At 32.4% G+C, this 23,305-nt stretch carries 18 protein-coding genes; 12 read left to right on the forward strand and 6 right to left on the reverse strand.

The window, feature by feature from the left end; all coding sequences use genetic code 11:
- Positions 1-38: 38 nt before the first annotated feature.
- On the reverse strand, positions 39-1,841 hold the full coding sequence (locus BFJ87_RS10405) for a glycoside hydrolase family 15 protein (protein ID WP_077403876.1): 1,803 nt from the start codon (positions 1,839-1,841) through the stop codon (positions 39-41).
- A 102-nt stretch (positions 1,842-1,943) separates the two neighbouring features.
- Here BFJ87_RS10405 and BFJ87_RS10410 point away from each other — a divergent pair, with 102 nt between their 5' ends.
- The 5 genes from BFJ87_RS10410 to BFJ87_RS10430 all read left to right on the forward strand — a co-directional run bounded on the left by BFJ87_RS10410 (position 1,944) and on the right by BFJ87_RS10430 (position 9,009).
- Positions 1,944-4,151 (forward strand): bifunctional alpha,alpha-trehalose-phosphate synthase (UDP-forming)/trehalose-phosphatase, encoded by a 2,208-nt coding sequence (locus BFJ87_RS10410; protein WP_077403880.1) that lies wholly within the window; start codon positions 1,944-1,946, stop codon positions 4,149-4,151.
- Positions 4,152-4,246: 95 nt separating this feature from the next.
- Positions 4,247-5,377 carry an MFS transporter gene (locus BFJ87_RS10415; RefSeq protein ID WP_077403883.1) on the forward strand — a complete coding sequence of 377 codons (1,131 nt, stop codon included), beginning with the start codon at positions 4,247-4,249 and terminating at the stop codon, positions 5,375-5,377.
- 21 nt (positions 5,378-5,398) lie between these two features.
- Positions 5,399-6,736: a M28 family peptidase gene (locus tag BFJ87_RS10420; protein ID WP_077403886.1), complete on the forward strand. Its 1,338-nt coding sequence runs from the start codon at positions 5,399-5,401 to the stop codon at positions 6,734-6,736.
- Between the two features lie 69 nt (positions 6,737-6,805).
- A complete protein-coding gene (locus BFJ87_RS10425) occupies positions 6,806-7,276 on the forward strand; it encodes an FKBP-type peptidyl-prolyl cis-trans isomerase (protein WP_077403889.1) in 471 nt (156 codons plus the stop codon).
- Between the two features lie 110 nt (positions 7,277-7,386).
- On the forward strand, positions 7,387-9,009 hold the full coding sequence (locus tag BFJ87_RS10430) for a M1 family metallopeptidase (RefSeq protein ID WP_077403891.1): 1,623 nt from the start codon (positions 7,387-7,389) through the stop codon (positions 9,007-9,009).
- Positions 9,010-9,091: 82 nt separating this feature from the next.
- Here BFJ87_RS10430 and BFJ87_RS10435 read toward each other — a convergent pair whose 3' ends face one another.
- Positions 9,092-11,944 carry a M16 family metallopeptidase gene (locus BFJ87_RS10435; RefSeq protein ID WP_077403894.1) on the reverse strand — a complete coding sequence of 951 codons (2,853 nt, stop codon included), beginning with the start codon at positions 11,942-11,944 and terminating at the stop codon, positions 9,092-9,094.
- Between the two features lie 33 nt (positions 11,945-11,977).
- The gene (locus BFJ87_RS10440) at positions 11,978-12,556 is read right to left on the reverse strand and encodes a hypothetical protein (RefSeq protein ID WP_077403897.1); all 579 of its coding nucleotides are present in this window, start codon (positions 12,554-12,556) and stop codon (positions 11,978-11,980) included.
- 65 nt (positions 12,557-12,621) lie between these two features.
- On the opposite strand from BFJ87_RS10440, the gene BFJ87_RS10445 reads away from it, so the two are divergent.
- Positions 12,622-13,197 (forward strand): YdeI/OmpD-associated family protein, encoded by a 576-nt coding sequence (locus tag BFJ87_RS10445; RefSeq protein WP_077403900.1) that lies wholly within the window; start codon positions 12,622-12,624, stop codon positions 13,195-13,197.
- A gap of 1 nt (position 13,198) precedes the next feature.
- Here BFJ87_RS10445 and BFJ87_RS10450 read toward each other — a convergent pair whose 3' ends face one another.
- Positions 13,199-14,665: a magnesium chelatase gene (locus tag BFJ87_RS10450; protein WP_077403903.1), complete on the reverse strand. Its 1,467-nt coding sequence runs from the start codon at positions 14,663-14,665 to the stop codon at positions 13,199-13,201.
- A 75-nt stretch (positions 14,666-14,740) separates the two neighbouring features.
- On the reverse strand, positions 14,741-15,868 hold the full coding sequence (locus BFJ87_RS10455; protein ID WP_077403906.1) for a vWA domain-containing protein: 1,128 nt from the start codon (positions 15,866-15,868) through the stop codon (positions 14,741-14,743).
- Positions 15,869-16,024: 156 nt separating this feature from the next.
- On the opposite strand from BFJ87_RS10455, the gene BFJ87_RS10460 reads away from it, so the two are divergent.
- From BFJ87_RS10460 to BFJ87_RS10485, 6 genes are all read left to right on the forward strand, one after another.
- Positions 16,025-16,585, forward strand: a complete 561-nt coding sequence (locus tag BFJ87_RS10460; RefSeq protein WP_245799621.1) for a PepSY-associated TM helix domain-containing protein — start codon at positions 16,025-16,027, stop codon at positions 16,583-16,585.
- Positions 16,586-16,634: 49 nt separating this feature from the next.
- Positions 16,635-19,841, forward strand: coding sequence for a WD40/YVTN/BNR-like repeat-containing protein (locus BFJ87_RS10465; RefSeq protein WP_077403912.1), 3,207 nt, complete (start codon positions 16,635-16,637; stop codon positions 19,839-19,841).
- A gap of 53 nt (positions 19,842-19,894) precedes the next feature.
- Positions 19,895-20,542: a hypothetical protein gene (locus tag BFJ87_RS10470; protein WP_077403915.1), complete on the forward strand. Its 648-nt coding sequence runs from the start codon at positions 19,895-19,897 to the stop codon at positions 20,540-20,542.
- Between the two features lie 105 nt (positions 20,543-20,647).
- Entirely contained in the window at positions 20,648-21,226 is a 579-nt protein-coding gene (locus BFJ87_RS10475; RefSeq protein ID WP_077403918.1) for a superoxide dismutase family protein, read from the forward strand.
- 79 nt (positions 21,227-21,305) lie between these two features.
- Entirely contained in the window at positions 21,306-21,836 is a 531-nt protein-coding gene (locus tag BFJ87_RS10480; RefSeq protein ID WP_077403921.1) for an RNA polymerase sigma factor, read from the forward strand.
- A 4-nt stretch (positions 21,837-21,840) separates the two neighbouring features.
- The gene (locus tag BFJ87_RS10485) at positions 21,841-22,641 is read left to right on the forward strand and encodes an anti-sigma factor (RefSeq protein ID WP_077403924.1); all 801 of its coding nucleotides are present in this window, start codon (positions 21,841-21,843) and stop codon (positions 22,639-22,641) included.
- A 158-nt stretch (positions 22,642-22,799) separates the two neighbouring features.
- Here BFJ87_RS10485 and BFJ87_RS16890 read toward each other — a convergent pair whose 3' ends face one another.
- A complete protein-coding gene (locus BFJ87_RS16890; RefSeq protein WP_013622084.1) occupies positions 22,800-22,943 on the reverse strand; it encodes a hypothetical protein in 144 nt (47 codons plus the stop codon).
- Positions 22,944-23,305 lie beyond the last annotated feature (362 nt).

Raw genomic sequence — 23,305 nt, forward strand, 5'->3', positions numbered from 1 at the left:
TACAGATAAGGGTTTTGTTTTTAATGTAAATATAAGAGTTATTCTCGCATAGATTCTAGCACTTTTTCATCGCTCTCTTTAGCAGAAAAATTAAGTGCACATTCTATTAATGCTAAATGAGAATATGCCTGAGGGAAATTACCTAATAGTCGTTTTGTTTTAAAATCTACATCTTCACTAAACAACCCTAAATGGTTGCTATAGCCTAGCAACCTATCAAAATACATACGTGCTTTTTCTTCTTCACCTATTTTAAATAAACTATTAATAAACCAAAAAGTACAAATAGTAAATGATGATGATGGCAACCCAAAATCGTCTTCATTTTTATACCTATACAATAAGCCATCATTACATAAATTGTTTTCTATAGCTTTAACCGTTGCAACAAACTTAGGATGCTTTGCGTGTATAAATCCGTAAGATTCCATTAATAAAACAGATGCATCTAAATACGTAGACCCATAAGACTGCGTAAAGGCATTAACTTCATCATTCCAAGCGTTATCTAAAATATCTTTTTTAATTGCTTGCTCTAACCTTGTCCATTTTTCAATCTTGTGAGATTTATTAAAAATACGTGCTACTTTAATGGCTCTATCTACGGCAACCCAACACAAAACTTTTGAAAAAGTAAAATGACGATCTTCTGCTCTAAATTCCCAAATGCCCTTATCTGCCTCTTTCCAGTGTTTATCTACTATCCAAACAATACCCTTTGTTATTCCCCATAAATCTTCTCCGTTTTCCAAATCTGTAGAAAACTTAACAAGTTGCTCATAAATAACATCCATAAGAATGCCATAAATATCGTTCTGCTTTTGCTTGTATGCAGCATTACCAACACGTACAGGTTTAGATCCTTTATAACCATCTAAATGCTCTAAAGTTTCTTCTGTAAGTTCTTTTTCGCCATTAATACCATACATAATTTGCAATTTTTCATCCTTATCTGGAATAAGGTTTATTATAAATTGCAAGTATCTTTTGGCTACGTTTTTATGTCCCAATTCAGACATAACTTTTATAACCATAGAAGCGTCTCTAATCCAACAAAAACGATAATCCCAGTTTCTTACTTCGCCAATAGTTTCTGGCAAAGAGGTGGTTGCTGCTGCTAAAACAGCACCTGTTTTATCATAAGTTAATAGTTTTAAAGTTATAGAACTCCTGTTTATTTCTTTGTTATACAAATGGTATTTTGGAATTTTTCCGCTCCAATTTAACCAGTACACTTTAGTACGCTGTTGCTCTAAATAAACTTTTTTAACACTTGGCGAAAATATTTTTTCATTGTAACCAAATAAAAAATAACCATCTTCGGTAAGCTCTATTTCGTTACCACTAACTACACGTTCTTTATTAAAAGAAGTATATAAAAACACGGTATCAAACTTTTCTCCGTGCGTTAAACTAGTTATAAAATCTTTTTTTATATACGTTTTTGTATCTCCCGCTGCATACTCTAATTTAGGATTATAAAGTACTTTAAAGCTTGGCTTACCAGAAACGTGCCTTAAGTAACGTATAATTTCTGGAGGAGAATAATAAGAGCCATCTTCTAGCTTATATCTTGGCATAAAATCACGTACTTCAAAAATATCATTTCCGTTAGTATATGTTGTTACTAATATTGCTGTTTGTGATATATAATTCTGAGTAATTTGATAGTCGCTATTGGTCAGGATTTCAAAACTACCGCCTTTATTTTCATCCAAAATTTTAGCAAAAACAGAAGAAGAATCAAACGCTGGTAAACAGCTCCACTCTATTGCACCATTCTTAGATATTAGGGCTGCACTTCTACAATTTCCTATAATTCCATAGTCTAAATTATCCATATAATAAATTAGGGTTAAACATTTCTAATTAGTAGGTTTTATTACCAATTTTATCGAAATTTATACAAAAAACAATTAAACTCTATCAAAAAAGAGCAATTTATGAGTAAAACTATCATTATCTCAAATAGACTACCAGTACAATTAGAAATTCATAATAATGAAATAAAAACAACGCCTAGTGTTGGCGGATTGGCAACAGGTATGAAATCTGTACACTCTGGAAGCAACGATTTATGGATAGGATGGAGCGGTTTAACAGATGAAAATATTCCTAAAAATTTAGAAGAAAAAATTGATAAAACTTTAAACAACCACGGCTGTGCTAAAGTAAAACTAAATGCCAAAGAAGTAGATGGTTTTTATTTTGGATTTAGCAACAGAACTATTTGGCCTTTGTTTCATTATTTTTTAGAGTATTCTGAGTTTGAACTTGAAAACTGGGAAATTTACAAAGCAGTAAACCAAAAATTTGCAGATGAAATTATTGCTAAAGCAGATGATGATGATATTATTTGGGTGCACGATTACCAATTAATGCTTGTACCACAAATGGTAAAAGAGAAAAAACCAGATATTTCTATAGGTTTCTTTTTACATATACCTTTTCCTTCTTACGAAATTTTTAGAACGCTACCTTGGCGTGAAGAAATTTTACGAGGCTTAATGGGCTCAGACCTTATTGGTTTTCATACCTACGATTATGAAAGGCATTTTTTAAGTTCTGTTAGACGTTTACTAGGTTTAGAAGTTAGTTTTAATGAAGTACACGTAGAAAACCGAATTGTAAAAGTAGATTCTTTCCCTATGGGAATAGACTATAAAAAGTTTAGTGAAGCTGGCAAAGCCAATGCTTTGAGTACTAAAGATAAACAATCTGACTTTCAGCAAAGATTAAACGCACATAAAGAGTCTACTAAAGATGCCAAATTAATATTATCTATAGATAGGTTAGACTACACTAAAGGTATTGCAAAGAGATTATATGCGTTTGAATATTTTTTAAACAAACACCCAGAGTATAAAGAAAAAGTTAGGTTAATAATTTTAGCAGTACCATCTAGATCTAATGTGCCACAATACCAATTACTAAAAAAAGAAGTAGATGAGTTGGTAGGAAGAATAAACGGAGAATTTTCTACCGTAAACTGGACTCCAATATGGTATTTCTACAGGTCTATGCCTTTTGAAAACTTAATAGATTTATACACCTCTTGCGATATTGCTTGGCTTACTCCTATTAGAGACGGAATGAACCTTGTAGCCAAAGAGTATATTGCCACCAGAGCAGATAAAACAGGAGTTTTAATTTTAAGTGAAATGGCTGGTTCTGCTAATGAAATGAACGAGTCTTTACTAATTAACCCTAATAATTTTGAACAAACAGTTGCGGCATTACAACAAGCTATTAATATGCCTGTAGAGGAACAGCAAGAACGCAATGATATTTTACAAAAAAGATTAGAACGGTATAATGTAGAGAAATGGGCAAACGACTTTATAAACTCATTAAAGGAACAAAAAGAAAATAGTATATCATATGTATCTAAAAAATTAGGAAAAGAACTCTCTAGCAAAGTTGAAGAAAAATACAACAAAGCTAAAAACAAACTTCTATTTATAGATTATGATGGCACACTAGCCGCTTTTAAAAACGATCCGCAAAAAGCTAGTCCAGATGAAGAACTATACACTTTATTAGACAATATTGCCGCACAACCAAATACAGATATGTATTTAATTAGTGGTAGAGATAAAGAAACTTTTAGCAAGTGGTTTTTACACAAAAAATATAATATGATTGTAGAACATGGCGTTTGGATTTCTCAAAACGGAGAAGAGTTTAGAATGCTAGAAAATGTAAAGAAAGAGTGGATGCAAAAAATTCATCCTGTTTTAGAATCATTTGTAGACCGAACTCCGGGTAGTTTTATTGAAGAAAAAAATTATTCTTTAGCTTGGCATTACAGAAAAACAGATCCAGACTTTGGTAACAAAAGAGCAACAGAGTTAAATACTGTGCTAACCAGTTTAATTGCTAATGACGATTTAAGTGTTTTAAATGGTAATAAAGTTATGGAAATTAAAAGTAGTAATGTTAACAAAGGACGTGCAGCAATGCGGGTTTATAATGATAAAGCTTATGATTTTGTATTTGCCATTGGTGATGATTGGACCGATGAATTTATGTTTCAGGAATTACCAAATTCTGCCATTACAATAAAAGTAGGTCACCAAAAAACACAAGCAAAATACTACTTAGATGGTACTGAAGATGTGCGCAAATTATTAAAACGTTTTGCTAATTAATATTTAGGCTTTAGGTTTAGTATTTTTGTACGACCAACCTAAAACTTAAAATTAACAACTTGACAAAGAAAAATTTTATTCTTCCTTTGCTAATAATGTCGCAATTTGCCTGCACATCTTTATGGTTTGCAGGCAATGCTATTGTAGACGATTTAGCATTAAAAACCGGGTTAGGAAATGGTATTGTTAGTTATGTACTATCTTCTGTACAACTGGGGTTTATTTTAGGCACTTTGGTTTTTGCGTTGTTAATGATAGCAGATAGGTTTTCACCATCTAAAGTTTTTGCTATTTGTGCTTTGCTTGCTGCCTTATGTAATTTTAGTTTACTTGCAAATAATATTACAAAATGGCACATATTAGGAGCACGTTTTGGTACTGGCTTTTTCTTAGCTGGTATTTATCCTGTTGGTATGAAAATAGCGGCAGACTATTATAAAAACGGACTAGGAAAAGCTTTAGGCTATTTAGTAGGAGCATTAGTACTTGGTACTGCGTTTCCCTTTTTAATTAGTGGTCTAAATTTAGGCAGTAATTACCAAACTATACTTAAAACAACGTCTTTTTTAGCGCTACTAGGAGGGGCAATAGTTGTTGTGTTGGTACCTAATGGCCCGTTTAGAAAACCAAGTGCTAAGCTACAAATTAAAGCAGGTTTAAGGTTGTTTAAAAATACTAATTTTTATAAATCTGCTATTGGATATTTTGGCCATATGTGGGAGTTGTATGCCTTTTGGGCTTTTACGCCTTTGGCATTAAAAACAATTAATACAATACAAAATACAAACTACTCGGTTCCTATTTTTACTTTTATAGTTATTGCCCTAGGTGCAGTTTCATGTGCAATTGGTGGTACATTATCTAAAAAATATGGCAGTTATAAAATTGCCATTTTTTCATTGTTTATTTCTGGTATATTTTGCATTATTTCTCCTTTATTGTTTACAATACCAACAGTTTTCTTCTGTATAGGTTGGTGCATTTGGGGAATGGCAGTTACGGCAGATTCTCCTCAGTTTTCTAGCCTAGTAGCACAATCTGCACCAGCGGAACTAAAAGGTACAGCATTAACAGTTGTAAACTCTATAGGTTTTGCAATAAGCATTTTAAGTATTCAGCTTTTATCATACCTAAGTACAAATATTAGCATCCCGCTAATTTTCTTATTTTTAGGTATTGGTCCTGCAATTGGTTTGTATACTCTTTTATCTAAAAAATATAACTAACTTTTATAATAACTACTACAAATGACACTCAAAAAATTATTTCTGTTCTTATTTATTCTTGGTGTAACGTTTACAAATGCACAAACAAATTCTAAAATTTACGATATTATAAATGCGGTTTCAGCAGAACGTATTAAAAGTGATGTTACCACACTAGCTAATTTTGGCACACGTAACACCTTTAGTGACACTTTATCTAACACAAGAGGTATTGGAGCCGCAAGAAGGTGGATAAAATCTGAATTTGATGAAATATCTAAGCAATGTAACAACTGTTTAAACGTATTTTATCAAAAAGATTTTGTTACAAAAAAAGGGAACAGCAGAGTACCTCATGATGCGTGGGTTGTAAATGTTGTTGCCATACAAAAAGGCACAAAATACCCTAACAGGTATATAATTATGAGTGGTGATATAGACTCACGCGCTAGCGATACTATGGATTTTACTACAGATGCTCCCGGTGCAAATGACAATGCTAGCGGTATGGCTGGGACTATAGAAGCTGCTCGTGTTTTATCAAAATATAAATTTGAAAACAGTATTATTTACGTAGGTCTTTCTGGAGAAGAACAAGGCTTGTTTGGTGGTGCAGGACTAGCTAAATATGCAAAAGATAAAAATTGGGAAATTATTGGTGTACTTAATAATGATATGATTGGAAATATTAAGGGTGTAGATGGTGTTATTAGTAATAGAGATTTTAGAATTTTTTCTGAACCCGTACCTGCTAACGAAACAGAAAGACAACGTAAAGCAAGACGTTTTTATGGTGGTGAAGTAGATGGTATATCTCGTCAATTAGCACGTTACATTCATAAAAATGTAAAAACATATATGCCAGAAATGAATCCAATGATGATATATAGGTTGGATAGGTTTGGTAGAGGTGGTCACCACAGACCTTTTAATGATTTAGGTTTTCCTGGAATACGTATTATGGAAGCGCATGAAAATTATACACAACAACACCAAGATATTAGAACAGAAAATGGCATTGCATATGGTGATGTTGTAGAACACGTTAATTTTGGTTACGCAAAAAAACTAACCGCTGTTAATGCCTTAACAATGGCTAGTTTGGCTTGGGCTCCTCCTGCACCAAAAACAGTTAAAATTGGTGGTATTGTAGAGGCTTCTGCAAAACTAAAATGGTCTGCTGTAGATGGTGCTGCAGGTTATAAAATTTACTGGAGAGATACCACTTCTCCTACTTGGGATAACAGTAAATATGTTGGCAATGTTACAGAGCAAACATTAAATGGTATTGTAATAGATAATTCTTTTTTTGGAGTTGCAGCTGTTAGTAAAAATGGTTTAGAGAGTGTTGTTGTTTTCCCTAATGAAATTATGAGGTAACATTAACTTATTTTTAAAAATAAAGATAGAGGGAAACACCTATATTTGCTCAGCTTAAAATAATTTTAAATGAAATACGGAATACTGATACTTGTTTTTACACTATTTATATCTTGTAAAAATGATGATGCTACAATTAAAGAACCTGTAGATTACACTGCACAAAACGAAGCAGAAATTAAAACTTACATAGAAAAAAACAACCTAACAGCCTTAAAAAGTGATAGTGGTTTGTATTATGTTATTAATGATGAAGGCAACGGTATAAGACCAACTACTACATCTGAAGTTACTGTAGCTTACAAAGGATATTTTACAGACGGAAGTACTTTTGATGAGAGTAATGCTAACGGAATTTCTTTTAATCTACAACAAGTAATTGCTGGTTGGACAGAAGGTATTACCTATTTTAAAGAAGGTGGTAATGGTATTTTATTAGTACCGTCTAGATTGGGCTACGGCAGTAATGATTATGGTCCTATACCAGGAGGTTCGGTTTTAATTTTTGATATTAATCTACTAAGTGTAAATCAAAACTAAATAGTAAAAACACATAAAATACAAGCCATTAATTAGGAAGCTATTTAATGGCTTTTTCTTTTTATTACATTTACACATAAATATATTTGTACTACTAACAAACTACTCTTATGAAAAAAACTTTATTAATTTGTGCTATCCTACTCCTATCTTTTGGTGTATATGCGCAAAAAACATTTACAAAAACTGATACTTTACGTGGTTCAATTACTCCAGAACGGGCGTGGTGGGATTTAAATTATTACCACTTAGATGTAACAGTAGACCCTGCTAAAAAATATATTTCTGGTAAAAACACCATTAAATATACCGTTTTAGATAAAAACCAAGTACTACAGGTAGACTTACAACCACCTTTAAAAATTACCAAAGTAACACAAAAAGGGAAAAAGCTAAAATTTACCTCAGCTACTAATGCTCATTTTATAAAACTAAAACAAAAACAGGAAATTGGTGCTGTTAATGAAGTTGTTGTTTACTATGAAGGCAATCCTAAAGAAGCTGTAAATGCACCTTGGGATGGTGGTTTTTCTTGGTCTAAAGACAAAAAAGGCAAGCCATTTGTAGCTACATCTTGCCAAGGCTTAGGTGCCAGTGTTTGGTGGCCAAACAAAGACCATATGTATGACGAGGTAGACAGTATGCGCATTAGTGTTACTAACCCAAAAGGACTATCTAACATATCTAACGGAAGGCTAGAGAAAATTGAAGAACACGCTAATACTGTAACATCTCATTGGGTAGTTAAAAACCCAATTAACAATTACGGTGTAAATGTAAACATAGGAGATTATGTACATTTTTCTGAAGTTTACAATGGTGAAAAAGGTCCGTTAACAATGGATTATTATGTTTTACGTGATAACTTAGAAAAAGCTAAAGTACATTTTAAAGATGCTCCTAAAATGATGAAAGCTTTTGAGCATTGGTTTGGTCCATATCCATTTTATAAAGATGGCTATAAATTGGTGGAAGCTCCGTATTTAGGAATGGAACACCAAAGTTCTGTTACCTATGGTAATAATTATATGAAAGGATATAAAGGAAACGACTTTTCTGGTTCTGGTTGGGGAGTAAAGTTTGATTATTTAATTATTCACGAATCTGGTCACGAGTGGTTTGCTAATAACATTACCAATAAAGATATAGCAGATATGTGGATACACGAGAGTTTCACTACCTATTCTGAAAGCATCTTTTTAGACTATTATTATGGCACCCAAGCAGCTAATGAATACATTATTGGCTTACGAAGAAATATTGCTAATGATTCTCCTATTATTGGTAATTATGATGTAAATGATGAAGGATCTGGCGATATGTATTTTAAAGGTGCTAATATGATACATACGTTAAGACAATTGGTAGATAATGATGAAAAATGGAGACGTATTTTAAGAGGACTAAATAAAGATTTTTACCATTCTGTTGTAACTACAGAACAAATTGAAGATTACTTAAGTCAGCAATCTGGGAAAGATCTATCAACTTTTTTTAATCAGTATTTAAGAGACGTACGTATTCCTAACTTAGAATATAAAATTGAAAGCAATAAACTAAAGTACAGATATACAAATATTGTAAGTGGTTTTGATTTGCCTATAAAAGTAAAAATTAACGATAAAGAACAATGGATTTTTCCTTCTGCTGATTGGAAAACAACTAAAATATCTTCTGAAAACGCTACTGTAGTTTTTGATCCTAATTTTTACATCAATCTTAAAAAAATATAAATATATAGCACTTATAAAATGAGTATAAAAAAATCCGCTTTACAATGTGTAAAGCGGATTTTTTATGATTAAAAACTAGTGTTTAGTCTTTTAATATCACATCAGGATTTAATAATTCTGGCTCACCGTACCCTAACTTATTAAGTTTATTAAACTGCGTTTTAGCATCACCTACAATTAAGTAAATCATTTTATCTGGATTAACATATTCATCTGCTAATGCTTTAACATCTTCTACAGACATATTTTTTACTCCCTGCTCTCTTTGCTTAGCATAATCTACAGGATAATTATACATACTAATATTCTCTAGCATATTTAATTTAGACCCCATAGTTTCAAAAGCTCTAGCGTTACTTTTTACCATATAGCCTTTAGAAATCTCCAAATCGTTTTGGTTATAGCCTTCACTATAATTAGCCATGATATCTTTAACCAACTGAGAAGCCTCATAAGTTACGTTGGTGCGTACACCACTAGACACTGTAAATAAACCAGATGTTTTACCACCACTAAAACTAGATCGTACTCCGTAGGTATACCCTTTACCTTCTCTAAGTTCTTGTGTTAACTGCGACGCAAAACTACCTCCTCCTAATCTGTAATTCATTACCTGCGCAGGATAAAAATCTTTATCTGTTGCTGCAATTGCTGGTGTTCCAAATAATAGCACAGATTGTTTAGCGTTAGGAACATTGTAAAAATACACTTTCGCTTTTTCTGGTGTTTTAGCAGCAATTACCGTTGGTACATTTACATCTTTTTGTTCCCATTTTGTATTTGAGATTTTTAAAGAGGCAATTGCATTTTTAGGTGTAATATCTCCTACTATATGAAAATTGGTAATTGCAGGAGATATATTAGCATTGTAATACTCTTTTAAATCTTGCAATGTAATTGCTTTTACAGATGTTGTTGTACCGGCATTGTTATTAGACAAAATATTATCATCTCCGTACAAAACCTTATAAAACTGATCTCTTGCTATACTATTAGGGTTAGCTTGTGCTCTTTGCAATTGACTAATTGTACTTTGCTTTAACAAATCAAACTCCTTAACATCCCAACGTGGCTCTAAAATAATTTCGTTTACTAAGTCCATTACTTTTGTAAAGTTTTTAGCCAAGCAATTGGCCGAAATTGTAATGTATTCATCACTGGCAGATGCAACAATTGTTGCCCCTAAAGTTTCTATTGCATTCTCTAACTCTTCAGGAGTTTTATTTTTTGTTCCCTTTGTTAGCATAGATGCCAATAAATTAGAAACACCAATTTTTTCTTTATTTTCTAGTAGCATACCACCTTTAATTGTAAAATTAAACTCTACTAATGGTACTTCATTATTTTCTATGCCAAAGACTTTTATACCAGAAGAAAGCTCTTCTTTATAAACTTCAGGCACAATAACATCTGGGCTTTCTCCATATGGCGGTTCCACGCTACGGTCAAAACTAGATGGAGTTTTTTGGTAAGTAGCAGCAATACTTGGGTCAAACTTAGCTTCTTTGCCATCCACAATTTTTTCCTCTACAACTTCTGCCTTTTTAGACCCATTTAGCACTAAAGATGCCTGCCCTTTTGGAACAGCACTTACTGCCACTAAATTTTTATCTTTTATATACGTATTGTACACACGCATAACATCTTCTTTAGTAACTGCTAATATATTTTTAACATCTTCACTAACATAACCAGGATCTCCAGCAAAAATTTCATATTGTGCTAACTGAAACCCTTTCCCCAATACACTAGAAAGCGAGTTATAAAAATCTGTTTCTTGTCCGGCTTTTATTCTATTAATATCTGCATCAGAAATTCCTTCTTTTTCAAATAAAGCAAAAGCATCTTGTATGGCACTATTTACACTTGTAAGCTCTGTAGTATCAAAAGCAGTTACAGATAGTGTTAACTCTCCTGCTAGTTCAGATGAGTAATTGTACATACGTACGCGATCTGTTAATTTTTTATCTTCTACTAAAATCTTGTATAAAGGTGCTTTTTTGCCATATGCTAAATAAGATGATAGCACGTCTAAAGCATACGCATCTTTATGAAACTCTGGTACAGAAGGCCACGTTAAAGACAATTGAGGCAAACGTGCAAAATTATCTTCATAATACAACCTTTTTGTTTCTGCTAAAGTAACGGGTTGCTTTTCTAAAGCTGGTATATCATCTCCTTTTTTTATTTCATCAAAATACTTTTTAACCCATTCTTTTGCCTGATTCTTATCAAAATCACCTGCAATAGTTAGTGTAACATTGTTAGGAACATACCATTTGTTGTAAAAATCTTTTACATCTTGCAAGGTAGCATTTTGTAAGTCTTCTAAAGATCCTATAACCGTCCAGCTGTACGGGTGACCTTCTGGGTACAATGCTTTTGTTTGCACATAATTAACGTGTCCATATGGATTGTTATCTACACGCTGTCTTTTTTCATTTTTTACAACCTCTTTTTCTTTGGCTAAAACAGGCTCTGTAACCGTATTTATAAAAAATCCTAGCTTATCTGCTTCTGCCCAAATCATTTTTTCTAAAGCATCTTTAGGAACTGTTTGGTAATAATTGGTACGGTCTCTACTTGTAGATCCATTTGCACCAGAGCCACCAATACGTGCACTCATTTTATCTAAACCGCCTTTGCCAAGGTTTTCAGATTCTAAAAAAAGTAAGTGTTCAAATAAATGTGCAAATCCTGTTCTACCAACTTTTTCTCTTGCAGACCCAACATGGCTAGTTAATGCTACTGCTACTACAGGGTCAGATCTATCAATATGAAAAATAACTTGTAAACCATTATCTAGTGTGAACTTTTCAAAATCTACCTTAAATTCTGTTTTTGCTATTTCTTCTGATGTTTTTTCTGTTTTCTCTTTACAAGAGATTACAAGCAACACGGTTACTGCTGCCAAAAAAGATTGTAATTTTCTCATTTTTTATTGATGAATTAGTTTTAAGTTATGTAATTATTTTTTTGTTCCTAGTAATACATTTACACCTTTTGGCATTGGATTACCAGACGTTCTGCGCATAACAACAATTTGTCCGCTATGCCATATTGCATCTGTTATAGGCCCATTAATAGCATTCCAAAACGGAAGCTTAAAATTTTTATTAAAAACCAACTCGTGTGCTTTTAAGTTGGTTGCATTTTTTAAAATATCACTAGCTTTTTTAAAGTTCTCTAGTGTACGCTTTCTTTTTTGTTCAAAAGTTAATTCGGTATTCTTATCCTCATCAACCTTTAGTGTGGTTGTCTTTAAAATCATTTTAGATAAACCATAAATATGATCTACGGTTTCACCAGTACTTCTCCCCTCTTTATTGGGTTTGTAAGCTAAATCTTGAGAACATAACCCTTCTGTTGCCCAATAATATCTAAAACCTAATGCGTCTATAGTTCTTGCTGCTACTGCACCTGCTGTAAAATTCTCTGGAGCTTCTGGTATATTGTAATATGGTAAGGTTTGTTTAGACTGCTGTTGAGCATTTATAGACATTAAAACTATAAAAGTTAAAATAACGAAACTAAAATTACGATGCATTTTTTTATTTATTTTTGATTATAAATATACATTAATCTTTATAGTAAAGTATAACCAAACAAAAAATGACCAACGTAGAAGAATTTTATTTTAAAAACACTACCCAATGGAGAACTTGGTTATTAGAAAACCATAATGCAAATACTGGTATACATTTAATACTTTATAAAGTAGGTCATAAAAAGCAAAGTATGCGTTGGGAAGATGCTGTAAAAGTTGCACTTTGTTTTGGCTGGATAGACAGCACTGTAAAAAGCTTAGGTGATGGTAAAAGAAGACAATATTTTTGCCCCAGAAAACCTAAAAGTGTTTGGAGTAAGGTAAATAAAACACATATTAAAAACTTAATTGCTAACAAGCAAATGCATAAAAGCGGACTAAAAAGTATAGAAATAGCTAAAGAAAATGGCTCTTGGACTGCTTTAGATGATGTAGAAAACGGTGTTTTACCTACCAGCCTACAAAAAGCATTTAATAAAAACCCTATTGCCTTTAGTAATTACAATAATTTTGCTCCATCCTATAAAAAAGGCTATTTGTACTATTTAAACCAAGCAAAAAGAGAAGAAACAAAGCAAAAAAGAATCGCAGAGATAATTAAACTCTGCGATGCTAATATAAAATCTAGAAATACGTGGTAGCTTACAAACCACTTATGTAACTACTATAAGGGTCTTTAAACTGTATACCCTCTGTAAACCTGTATTTACTTAATTGTTTAAACTGTACCAAGCCCCATAGTATAAACTCTTTTACAAAATAACTTTCTTCTTTTTTTAACTTAGGTTGGTGCTCCCCTAACAAATCATCTAAAGGAGACACTGCGTCTAACATATTTTTATACTCTTTATCTCTTAAGTCATCTAAAAGCTCAAAACCAGCTTCGTTATTAAAAAACCAAGACACTACACTGTCATAAGGACTAACATCTTCTTGTTTTTTAAGTTTTTCAATTTTAGGAAAATACTCTGGAAACAATGTTTGTACCGCATCACCAATTAAGTTATAAGCTACACTTGCTGCACCTTCTTGCTCACCCTCATAAACTAGCTCTACTTTACCAGTAATAGCAGGTATAATACCTATAAAATCACTTAATCTAACTGTAGTTTTATCATCTCCATTTTTTAAAGCCCTAAGTTCTGCTGTACTTAATAAGTTTTCAAAAGCAGTAATACTAAGTCTTGCACTAACACCACTTTTAGCGTCTATGTATTCGCTTTTACGAGCTTCAAAAACAATTTGCTCTAACAATTCTTTCGCTAATTCCGGTACCATAATAGCGCTAGATTGTCTCTTATCTAACTTAGCTTCTTGTTCTGTAATTATTTTAGCAGTTTCTATATCTTCTGGGTAATGGGTAAGAATCTGTGAGCCTATTCTATCTTTTAAAGGGGTAACAATACTCCCACGGTTGGTATAATCTTCTGGGTTGGCAGTAAATACAAATTGCATATCTAAAGGTAAACGTAATTTAAAACCTCTAATTTGTATATCACCTTCTTGCAATATGTTAAACAATGCAACTTGTATTCTTGCTTGTAAATCTGGCAGCTCATTAATAACAAAAATGCATCGGTTAGCACGTGGTATCATACCATAATGTATTACTCTATCATCTGCATAACTCAACTTTAAGTTTGCAGCTTTTATTGGGTCTACATCGCCAATAATATCTGCTACAGTAACATCTGGTGTAGCCAATTTTTCTGCAAAACGTTCACTTCTATGTAACCAACTAATAGGTGTATTATCTCCTTCTTCTTTAATAAGCTCTACAGCATACCTAGACATTGGTTGTAAGGGATCGTCATTAATTTCAGATCCTTTAACTACTGGTATGTATTCATCCAATAAGTTAAGCATTAACCTTGCTAAACGAGTTTTTGCCTGTCCGCGTAAGCCTAATAAGTTAATATTATGTCTAGATAATATTGCGCGCTCTAACTCTGGTATAACTGTATTTTGGTAACCGTGAATACCCGTAAAAGTTGTTTCTTTATTTTTAATTTTATCTATTAAATTATCGCGTAACTCATCTTTAATAGATTTACTTTGATATCCAGCTTTTTTTAAATCGCCTAGTGTTTTAATTGTATCTATTTTCATATTTTATTTTTAGAAAAGAGATTATAGAAAATTAATTTAATTGTAATTATCCTATTTCTATTCTCTTTATTCTTTTTATCCTTTAATTCGTTTTTTTCTATTGGTTTCGTAATCTTCAAAAATCATTTCTCCAAGTCCTTTTAAACCTGTATAAAATGCTTTTCCTTGGTTTGCGTGTGTAAATTCTTTTACAAACTGCATTAAATATGGGTCTTGTGCAATCATAAAAGTAGTTATAGGTATGTGTAGCTTTCTTGCCTGTTGCGCCATAGCGTAACATTTATTTATAATGTTTTCATCTAAACCTACACTGTTTTTATAATACGTACCATCTGGCATTTGCAAACAACTTGGCTTACCATCTGTTATCATAAAAATTTGTTTGTTAGTATTACGTTTTCTACGGAGTAAATCCATTGCCAATTGCAAACCTGCAACAGTGTTAGTATGGTAGGGACCAACTTGTAAATACGGTAAATCTGCAATTTTTATAGGCCAAGCATCATTACCAAAAACAAGTATATCTAAAGTATCTTTTGGGTAACGCGTAGTAATTAATTCTGCCAGTGCCATAGCTACTTTTTTAGCTGGTGTAATACGATCTTCACCATAAAGAATCATACTATGGCTAATATCTATCATAAGTACAGTACTCATTTGAGATTTATGCATAGTTTCTTCAACCACCAAATCATCTTCTGTTAAACTAAAATCACCAATGCCATTATTTATTTGTGCGTTACGTAAACTTTCTGTCATAGACACTTTATCTAAGGCATCGCCAAATTGGTAATTTCTAAAGTCTCCAGTATGCTCATCACCTGCTCCAACACCTTTGCTTTTATGGTTACCAGAACCGCTACGTTTTATTTTACCAAAAATTTGGTCTAATGCGGCTTGCCTAATAGCTCTTTCAGTTTTAGCCGTAATAGCAGTACCATTACTACCATCTGGTTTTATTTCTTCTCTAATGTAGCCCTTAGCCTTTAGGTCTTCTATAAAATCATCAATAGTATAATCTTCTGTGGTAAGTTTATATTCTTTATCTAACTCCCGCAACCAATCTATAGCCTCATCAAAATCTCCAGATGTATGTGTAATTAGCTCTTTAAAAATTTCAAAAAGCTTTTCAAACGGAGTTTGTGAAGGGGCTTTGTATTGCTTAAATACAAAACCTTTTCTGTTTATTTTATCGTTCTTCATACAAGTATAAAAATACGGCTTTTTCAATAAAACTTCTATTTTCAAAAAACCTATTTGTATTAAATGTTTGCTAAATGTAAGCTTGCTTTGTTAACATATTATTATGAAATTTTAATAGAGTTTTCGTTATTTTCGGAAACTTTAAATAAGTTTCTATTGAAAATTAAGATTAACAAACTTGCAAAAAGCACTCGTTTATACAGAAAACTACACAAAACTGTAGCTATAATTTTGGCAATATTTATACTACTTATTAGTGTTACAGGGGCTTTACTTGCTTGGAAAAGTGAACTTTATTTAAAACCCTCTACCCAAAAAGCATCTAAAATAAACACTCCTTTACTTGCTTTAGAAACCATTGAAAAAAATGCCATAACGTATGTAGATTCTTTACAGTTGTCCACCATTATAGATCGTATAGATTACAGACCCAAAAAAGGTGTGGCTAAAATTAGGTTTGATGAACATTTTACCGAATTACAAATTGACTGTTACACTGGTAAAATAGTATCTGTAAAACAACGTACAGATACTATAATTGAAAAAATACACGACGGCTCTATTCTAGATTACTTTATACAAAATGATGCATCAATATTTAAACTATTGTACTCAACAATAATAGCACTAGGGCTAATATTTATTAGCGTAAGCGGAATAATACTATGGATAAACCCTAAAAAAATAAAGAAAATAAAAAATACTGACTATCAATAATTTAAACCAATATTACTTATTTTTAAAAATCAACTAACAACTCTAAAAAATGAAAAAACTACATTCACTTCTGTTCTTTTTTACTGTTTTGTGCTTATCTGCACAGGATTTTAAAATGGATTATGTACAAGATTTAAAACCCAGAAACATTGGCCCTGGAGGTATGAGCGGCCGTGTAACTGCTATAGATGCTATACATACTAATCCTGATATTATTTATGCAGGCACTGCCTCTGGTGGACTATGGAAATCTACCTCTGGCGGTATAAAATGGGACCCTATTTTTGATAAAGAGGTAACAGCATCTATTGGTGCCGTTGCTATACAACAAAGCAACCCATCTGTAATTTGGGTAGGTACAGGAGAAGGTAATCCTAGAAATAGTTTAAATGGTGGTTATGGCATTTACAAGTCTTTAGATGGTGGTAAAAATTGGCTACCTATGGGCTTAGAAAAAACTAGACACATACACAGAATTGTAATAGACCCTACAAACCCTAACATAGTTTATGTTGGTGCTATTGGTTCTCCTTGGGGAGAGCACCCAGAACGTGGTGTTTTTAAAACTACAGATGGTGGTGTTACTTGGAAAAAAATACTCTTTACCAATAGCAAATCTGGTGTGGCAGATTTGGTAATGGATCCTACAAACCCAAACAAGCTTATTGCTGCAATGTGGGAACACAAAAGAGATCCTTGGTTTTTTAAATCTGGTGGTGTTGGTAGCGGTTTATATATGACCCATGATGGTGGTAAAAATTGGAAAAAAATTACTGAAGAAGATGGTTTGCCAAAAGGTGAACTTGGTCGAATAGGTATTGCTATTGCACGCAACAAACCTAATGTAGTTTATGCTTTAGTTGAAGCTAAAAAAAATGCATTATACAAATCTACTGATGGTGGTTTTAAATGGAAAAAAATTAACGATAAATCTGATATAGGAAATAGACCTTTTTATTACTCAGAAATTTATGTAGATCCACAAAATGAAAACAGAGTATATTCTGTTTTCACCTACATAAACGTATCTGAAGATGGCGGTAAAAACTTTACCCAATTAATGCCAGCTTATGGCGCAGATAATGGCGTACACCCAGATCATCACGCGTGGTGGATACACCCCGAAAACGGACAATTTATGATGGATGGTAATGATGGCGGACTAAATATTACCAAAGACGGCGGTAAATCTTGGAGATTTATTGGCAATTTACCTGTTGCACAGTTTTACCACATAAACGTAGATAATGAGTACCCTTATAACGTTTATGGTGGTATGCAAGACAATGGCTCTTGGCGCGGACCTGCTTTTGTATGGAGAGCACAAGGAATACGAAATAGCTACTGGCAAGAAATTTCTTTTGGTGATGGTTTTGATGTTGTACCAGATTTAGATGATTCGCAATTTGGTTATACAATGAGTCAGCAAGGAAATGTATCTAGATATGATTGGAAAACAGGGAACAATTACTCTGTAAGACCAACACCACCAGATGCTGAAACTAAATTAAGGTTTAACTGGAATTCTGCAATTGGGCAAGATCCTTTTAACAATTCTACTGCATACTTTGGCAGTCAGTTTGTACATAAAACAACAGACAAAGGGTTAACGTGGACGGTTATTTCTCCGGATTTAACCACTAATGATCCAGCAAAACAAAAACAAAGCGAAAGTGGCGGTTTAACTATGGATGCTACCGGTGCAGAAAACCACTGTACTATTTTAGTAATAGAACCTTCTTCTGTAGAAAAAGATATGTTGTGGGTTGGCACAGATGATGGCCGCGTACATGTAACACAGAATGGCGGTGCCAACTGGACAGATGTAACCAAAAACATAAAAGGATTACCAGAAGGTAGTTGGATACCGCAAATTAAAGCATCTAACAAAAACAAAGGGGAAGCTTTATTGGTTGCTAACGATTACCGTAGGTTTAACTACACACCCTACGTATACAAAACCGTTAATTATGGTAAAACTTGGACTAGAATTGTAGATGAAAATGATGTAAAAAGTTATGCGTTATCTATTATTGAAGATCCTGAAACTCCAAACCTATTATTTTTAGGTACAGATGATGGTTTGTACATTTCTTTTGATGCTGGTAGCAAATGGCAAAAATGGACAGAAGGCTACCCAACTGTATCTACCAAAGATTTAGTAATACACCCAAGAGAACATGACCTTGTTATTGGTACTTTTGGTAGAGCCGCATGGGTTTTAGATGATATTAGACCTTTAAGAGCTATAGCTAAAGATAAAACCATACTTACTAAAGACGTGGCTTTATTTACTCCTCCTGTTGCCTACCAAGCGGCATACCAACAACCTACAGGTAGTAGATTTGGCGCAGATGCCTTATTTAACGGAGAAAATAAAAAAGGTGGCGCAATGCTAACCTATTTTTATAAGAAAAAAGAAAAAGCAGAAAAACCAGAGGCTGATAAAAAAGAGGAAGAAAAAGAAAATACTCCTGCAAAAAAAGATGGTATAGCTTCTAAAGATTCTTTACAATTTCAGTTTTTTAATGGTAATGAGTTAATCCGTACTATAAAAATTAAAGCCCCTAAAAAAACAGGCTTGCATCGTTTTTATTGGAATATGTCTGAAAAAGGACCAGAAAGACCATCACGTAGCATACGTAAATCTAAAAATGAACCAAGTGGGCAACGTGTTTTACCAGACAATTATAAAGTTAAATTAACTTATGGCACAACTATAGATGAAACAATGCTAACTGTAAAACCTGACCCAAGGTTAAACGTTTCTAAATCTGCTATTGAAGAAGTGTACAATGCAAACAAGACACTTGCTAAGTATACCCAAACGGCTGCAGATGCAGTAAAACAATTGGTAGAAAGTAAAAATACTGCTAATAAATACAAAGCAGATTTAACTGCTTTAGACAAGGAAAAGTATAAACAAGAAATAGAATCATCTACATCTGTAGTTAAAGAAATAGATGCTGTTATTGCCCTGTATATTGGTAAAGTAGACAAAAGACAAGGAATTACCAGAAACCCAGAAATTACGGTTATGCAAAGAATTGGTAATGCTAGTAGTTATGTACGTAGTAGAAAAACTGGACTTACAACTACTGAAAAAAATCTAATACAATTTGCTAAAAAAGAATTAGAGACTGCCCTAGAAAAAACAAATACTTTTTTCACTGAAAAATGGAATCCGTATAAAGCAAAAATAAGTAGTTTAAACACAAACGTTTTTAAAGAAATTAAAACCTTTACAATTAATTAAAAGGATAAGAGTAATAGATTTTTTACCTTTATACTTTATTAAATTATAGTATTATGAAAAAGATAAAATTAATATGTTTAGGCTTAATAGCTGTTACCACTTTTAGCTGTAAAGATGCTAAAAAAGACCATTCTCATGAAGGTGAAAATGCAGATCATAGTCACGCAAAAACAGAGGCTCAATACTCATTAATTGCAGACTCTACAAAGGCAAGTTTTACTGCATACAAAACTACAGATAAAATTGGTGTTGGTGGAACATTTAAAACTGTTAACATTATTAAATCTAACACTGGCGCTACAGCTTTTGAGGCTTTAAATGGCACAGAATTTAGTATACCTGTAAGTAGTTTATTTACTAATGATGGCACCGGCACAAGAGATCCAAAAATTTTAGAATTCTTTTTTGGTGTAATGAAAAATACCGAGTTAATTTCTGGAACTTTAAAAACCGAAGGAGATAAGGCCTCATTAGAAGTTACTTTAAATGGAGAAACCGCTACTGTACCATTAACTACTGAAAAATTAGCAGATGATAAATATAGCTTTTCTGGTGTAATGAATTTAGAAGAATGGAATGCTTTAGATGCAGTGGCATCTATAAACAAAGCTTGTGAAGCATTACATACTGGTGCAGATGGTGTTAGCAAAACTTGGAGCGAAGTAGCGATTAAAGGCCAAGTATTATTAGCTAAAAAATAATTTTTTATTGATAGCGTTACCATTTACTTTTTATGAGTTAAAGGTTTAGGGGTATTACTCTTAGTTTAGTGCAATAAATTTGTATTAATTGAAAACCATAACAAGATGAAAAAAATAATAGTAACGCTATCAATTCTTTTTATAAGTTTTACATACAGTTGTAAAAATCAAAATAAAAAAGCTGAAGATTCTTCTACAACAAATGCCACTGTAATTCCTGATACAAAGGACTCAAAATCACTTACAATTACATTGGAACCAAAAAGTAACAGTAATGTTACAGGTAAAATTACCTTTACCCAAAATAACAACAAAGTGGCAATGGTTGCCAACCTTACTGGTTTAAAAGAAGGTGAACACGCAATACATATTCACGAAAAAGCAGATTGTACTTCTGATGACGGTAAATCTGCAGGCGGACACTGGAACCCAACTTTTGAAAAACACGGAAAATGGGGAGATAAAGAAGGTTACCATAAAGGAGATATTGGCAACTTTATTGCAGATAAAAATGGTAATTCTGAAATTAAATTTAACACCAATGAATGGTGTTTGGACTGTGAAGATCCTAAAAAAAATATCCTTGGAAAAGGAATTATAGTTCATGAAGGTGTAGACGACTTTACTTCTCAGCCAAGTGGAGATGCTGGCGCAAGAATTAGTTGCGCAGGAATTATAGAATAAATTAAACAAACATATACATTATAAAAAAGCTACAGTTATGTAGCTTTTTTATATTATCTTACCACTGTAAATACAATATATGCAATTAGAGACCCTAGTTATACAATTTCAGAATAAAGACCCAAAAGCTTTTGAAAAATTATATGATATGTATTCTGAAAATATTTGTGGTGTAATAAATACAATTGTAAAAAACTCAGATATTTCACAAGAAATTTGTCAGGATGTTTTTGTAAAGATCTGGAATAATGCAGATAAATACAATGCATCTAAAGGGAGGTTTTTTACTTGGATTTTAAACATTGCACGCAATGCTGCAATAGATGAAGTGCGTTCTAAAGCTCACAAAAACAGCAAACAAAACCTATCTACAGATTATTTCGTAAGTATCTTAGAAGATAATAATAACCTAGATGATAAAATGGATGCCATTGGAGTAAAAAAGTTTTTATTAAACTTAAAAGACAAGTGTGTGCAAATTATAGAAATGTTATATTTTAAAGGTTATACCCAAAAAGAAGTATCGGAGGAATTAAATATTCCTTTAGGAACTATAAAAACAAGAAACAGAAGTTGTATAACACAACTAAGAAAAAATGTATTAGGATAGGCAAATGAATATTGAAGAATACATAGCGTCCGGAAAATTAGAACTTTATGTTGCTGGCTTGCTCTCTAATGAGGAAAACCTGCAAATACATAAAGATGCGGAACAATACCCAGAAATTAAAAAAGAGATAGAGGCTATAGAGGCTGCTGTACGGGAGCTAAGCAGAAGTGCTTCGCCTAAATTAGATAATAATATGTTTACAGCTATTAAGCGTAGACTTAATTTATTAGATAACCCTAAAGTAGTACAATTACCAAAACAAAAAACAAGCTGGGCAACTTATACTGGTTGGGCTGCTGCTGTGGTTTTATCTGCAGGTTTGCTTTGGATGTACAACCAGAATAAAGATTTAGAGTCTAAAATAGAGGTAGTTTCACAAGAAAAAGTAGATTTAGAATCTAAAATAGACAATGCAAATAACTCTTTATTAGAAACACAAGATTTACTTAACACAATTAGAGATAAAAATATAGCTGTTGTTGCTTTGGGCGGACAAACAGTTTCACCAGAGTCTTACGCAAAAGCTTATTGGAACAAAAAGGAACAAAAAGTATTTATAGATGCTAAAGGATTACCAGAGCCACCAGATGGTTTTGTGTACCAAGTGTGGTCTTTAAAACTTAATCCTTTAACACCAACTAGTTTAGGTTTACTAGAAGATTTTAAAGGAGATGAAAACAAAATATTTGCTTTAGCCAATGCAAACAATTCTGAAGCTTTTGGTATTACTTTGGAGCCTGCTGGTGGTAGTGAGTCTCCTACCCTAGAGCAGTTATACACACTAGGTGTAGCCGCTAGCTCTTAAAAATTACTTATCATACATTAAAAAATCCTCTGTTTTTAGAGGATTTTTTAGTTACATAGTTATTGGTTACAAAAAAAGCTCTGTAAATACAGAGCTTTAATATTTAACAAAACCAATAAATGTTAAACAAACATATCTTAATCAGTTTAAAGAATACACTATTTATGTATTTTAATCTGTTTTTCTTTTAATTTATGAGCATTATTATACTCTACTTTTTTTAAAGATTTGTGTGCTGCAAACAATTTGTAGCAATAAAACGCCATTACGGCAATCCAAAGTGTAAAAAAATAATATTCCATAACAAATATGTTTTTAATAGTTGTTGCACTTGTAATGCTGCACCTATTTTCACTACATACGGAGTTTTAGGTTAAGTGGTTTTATTAAAACTACATTTTTTATGTTTTAGTATATTAACATAAAAAAATCTTAAAATTTAAAAAATAAAAAAGCACCAAAACACAGGTGCTTTGGTACTTTTTAGCAACAACATACAACTAAACTATACAAAACTTGTACTTATAAATATTATAGTATTTACTTATAAATTAGCTATTTTTTGTTCCATATTTGATCCAATTTCATAAATAGCAACTGTAAATTCTCCGCTATATTCCTCGACATTTTTTTTTTTCCCTGTTCATTTAAAGATTTCTACCTA

Origin of the sequence: Cellulophaga omnivescoria (assembly GCF_001999725.1) — a bacterium.
Lineage (GTDB): Bacteria > Bacteroidota > Bacteroidia > Flavobacteriales > Flavobacteriaceae > Cellulophaga > Cellulophaga omnivescoria.

Excerpts from the sequence above, each read along its gene's own strand:
- BFJ87_RS10415 (WP_077403883.1), top strand. The coding sequence starts at position 4,247 with ATGTCGCAATTTGCCTGCACATCTTTATGGTTTGCAGGCAATGCTATT.
- BFJ87_RS10465 (WP_077403912.1), top strand. The coding sequence starts at position 16,635 with ATGAAAAAACTACATTCACTTCTGTTCTTTTTTACTGTTTTGTGCTTA.
- BFJ87_RS10485 (WP_077403924.1), top strand. The coding sequence starts at position 21,841 with ATGAATATTGAAGAATACATAGCGTCCGGAAAATTAGAACTTTATGTT.
- BFJ87_RS10435 (WP_077403894.1), bottom strand. The coding sequence starts at position 11,944 with ATGAGAAAATTACAATCTTTTTTGGCAGCAGTAACCGTGTTGCTTGTA.
- BFJ87_RS10440 (WP_077403897.1), bottom strand. The coding sequence starts at position 12,556 with ATGCATCGTAATTTTAGTTTCGTTATTTTAACTTTTATAGTTTTAATG.
- BFJ87_RS10480 (WP_077403921.1), top strand. The coding sequence starts at position 21,306 with ATGCAATTAGAGACCCTAGTTATACAATTTCAGAATAAAGACCCAAAA.
- BFJ87_RS10445 (WP_077403900.1), top strand. The coding sequence starts at position 12,622 with ATGACCAACGTAGAAGAATTTTATTTTAAAAACACTACCCAATGGAGA.
- BFJ87_RS16890 (WP_013622084.1), bottom strand. The coding sequence starts at position 22,943 with ATGGAATATTATTTTTTTACACTTTGGATTGCCGTAATGGCGTTTTAT.
- BFJ87_RS10455 (WP_077403906.1), bottom strand. The coding sequence starts at position 15,868 with ATGAAGAACGATAAAATAAACAGAAAAGGTTTTGTATTTAAGCAATAC.
- BFJ87_RS10430 (WP_077403891.1), top strand. The coding sequence starts at position 7,387 with ATGAAAAAAACTTTATTAATTTGTGCTATCCTACTCCTATCTTTTGGT.
- BFJ87_RS10475 (WP_077403918.1), top strand. The coding sequence starts at position 20,648 with ATGAAAAAAATAATAGTAACGCTATCAATTCTTTTTATAAGTTTTACA.
- BFJ87_RS10410 (WP_077403880.1), top strand. The coding sequence starts at position 1,944 with ATGAGTAAAACTATCATTATCTCAAATAGACTACCAGTACAATTAGAA.
- BFJ87_RS10425 (WP_077403889.1), top strand. The coding sequence starts at position 6,806 with ATGAAATACGGAATACTGATACTTGTTTTTACACTATTTATATCTTGT.
- BFJ87_RS10450 (WP_077403903.1), bottom strand. The coding sequence starts at position 14,665 with ATGAAAATAGATACAATTAAAACACTAGGCGATTTAAAAAAAGCTGGA.
- BFJ87_RS10405 (WP_077403876.1), bottom strand. The coding sequence starts at position 1,841 with ATGGATAATTTAGACTATGGAATTATAGGAAATTGTAGAAGTGCAGCC.
- BFJ87_RS10470 (WP_077403915.1), top strand. The coding sequence starts at position 19,895 with ATGAAAAAGATAAAATTAATATGTTTAGGCTTAATAGCTGTTACCACT.
- BFJ87_RS10420 (WP_077403886.1), top strand. The coding sequence starts at position 5,399 with ATGACACTCAAAAAATTATTTCTGTTCTTATTTATTCTTGGTGTAACG.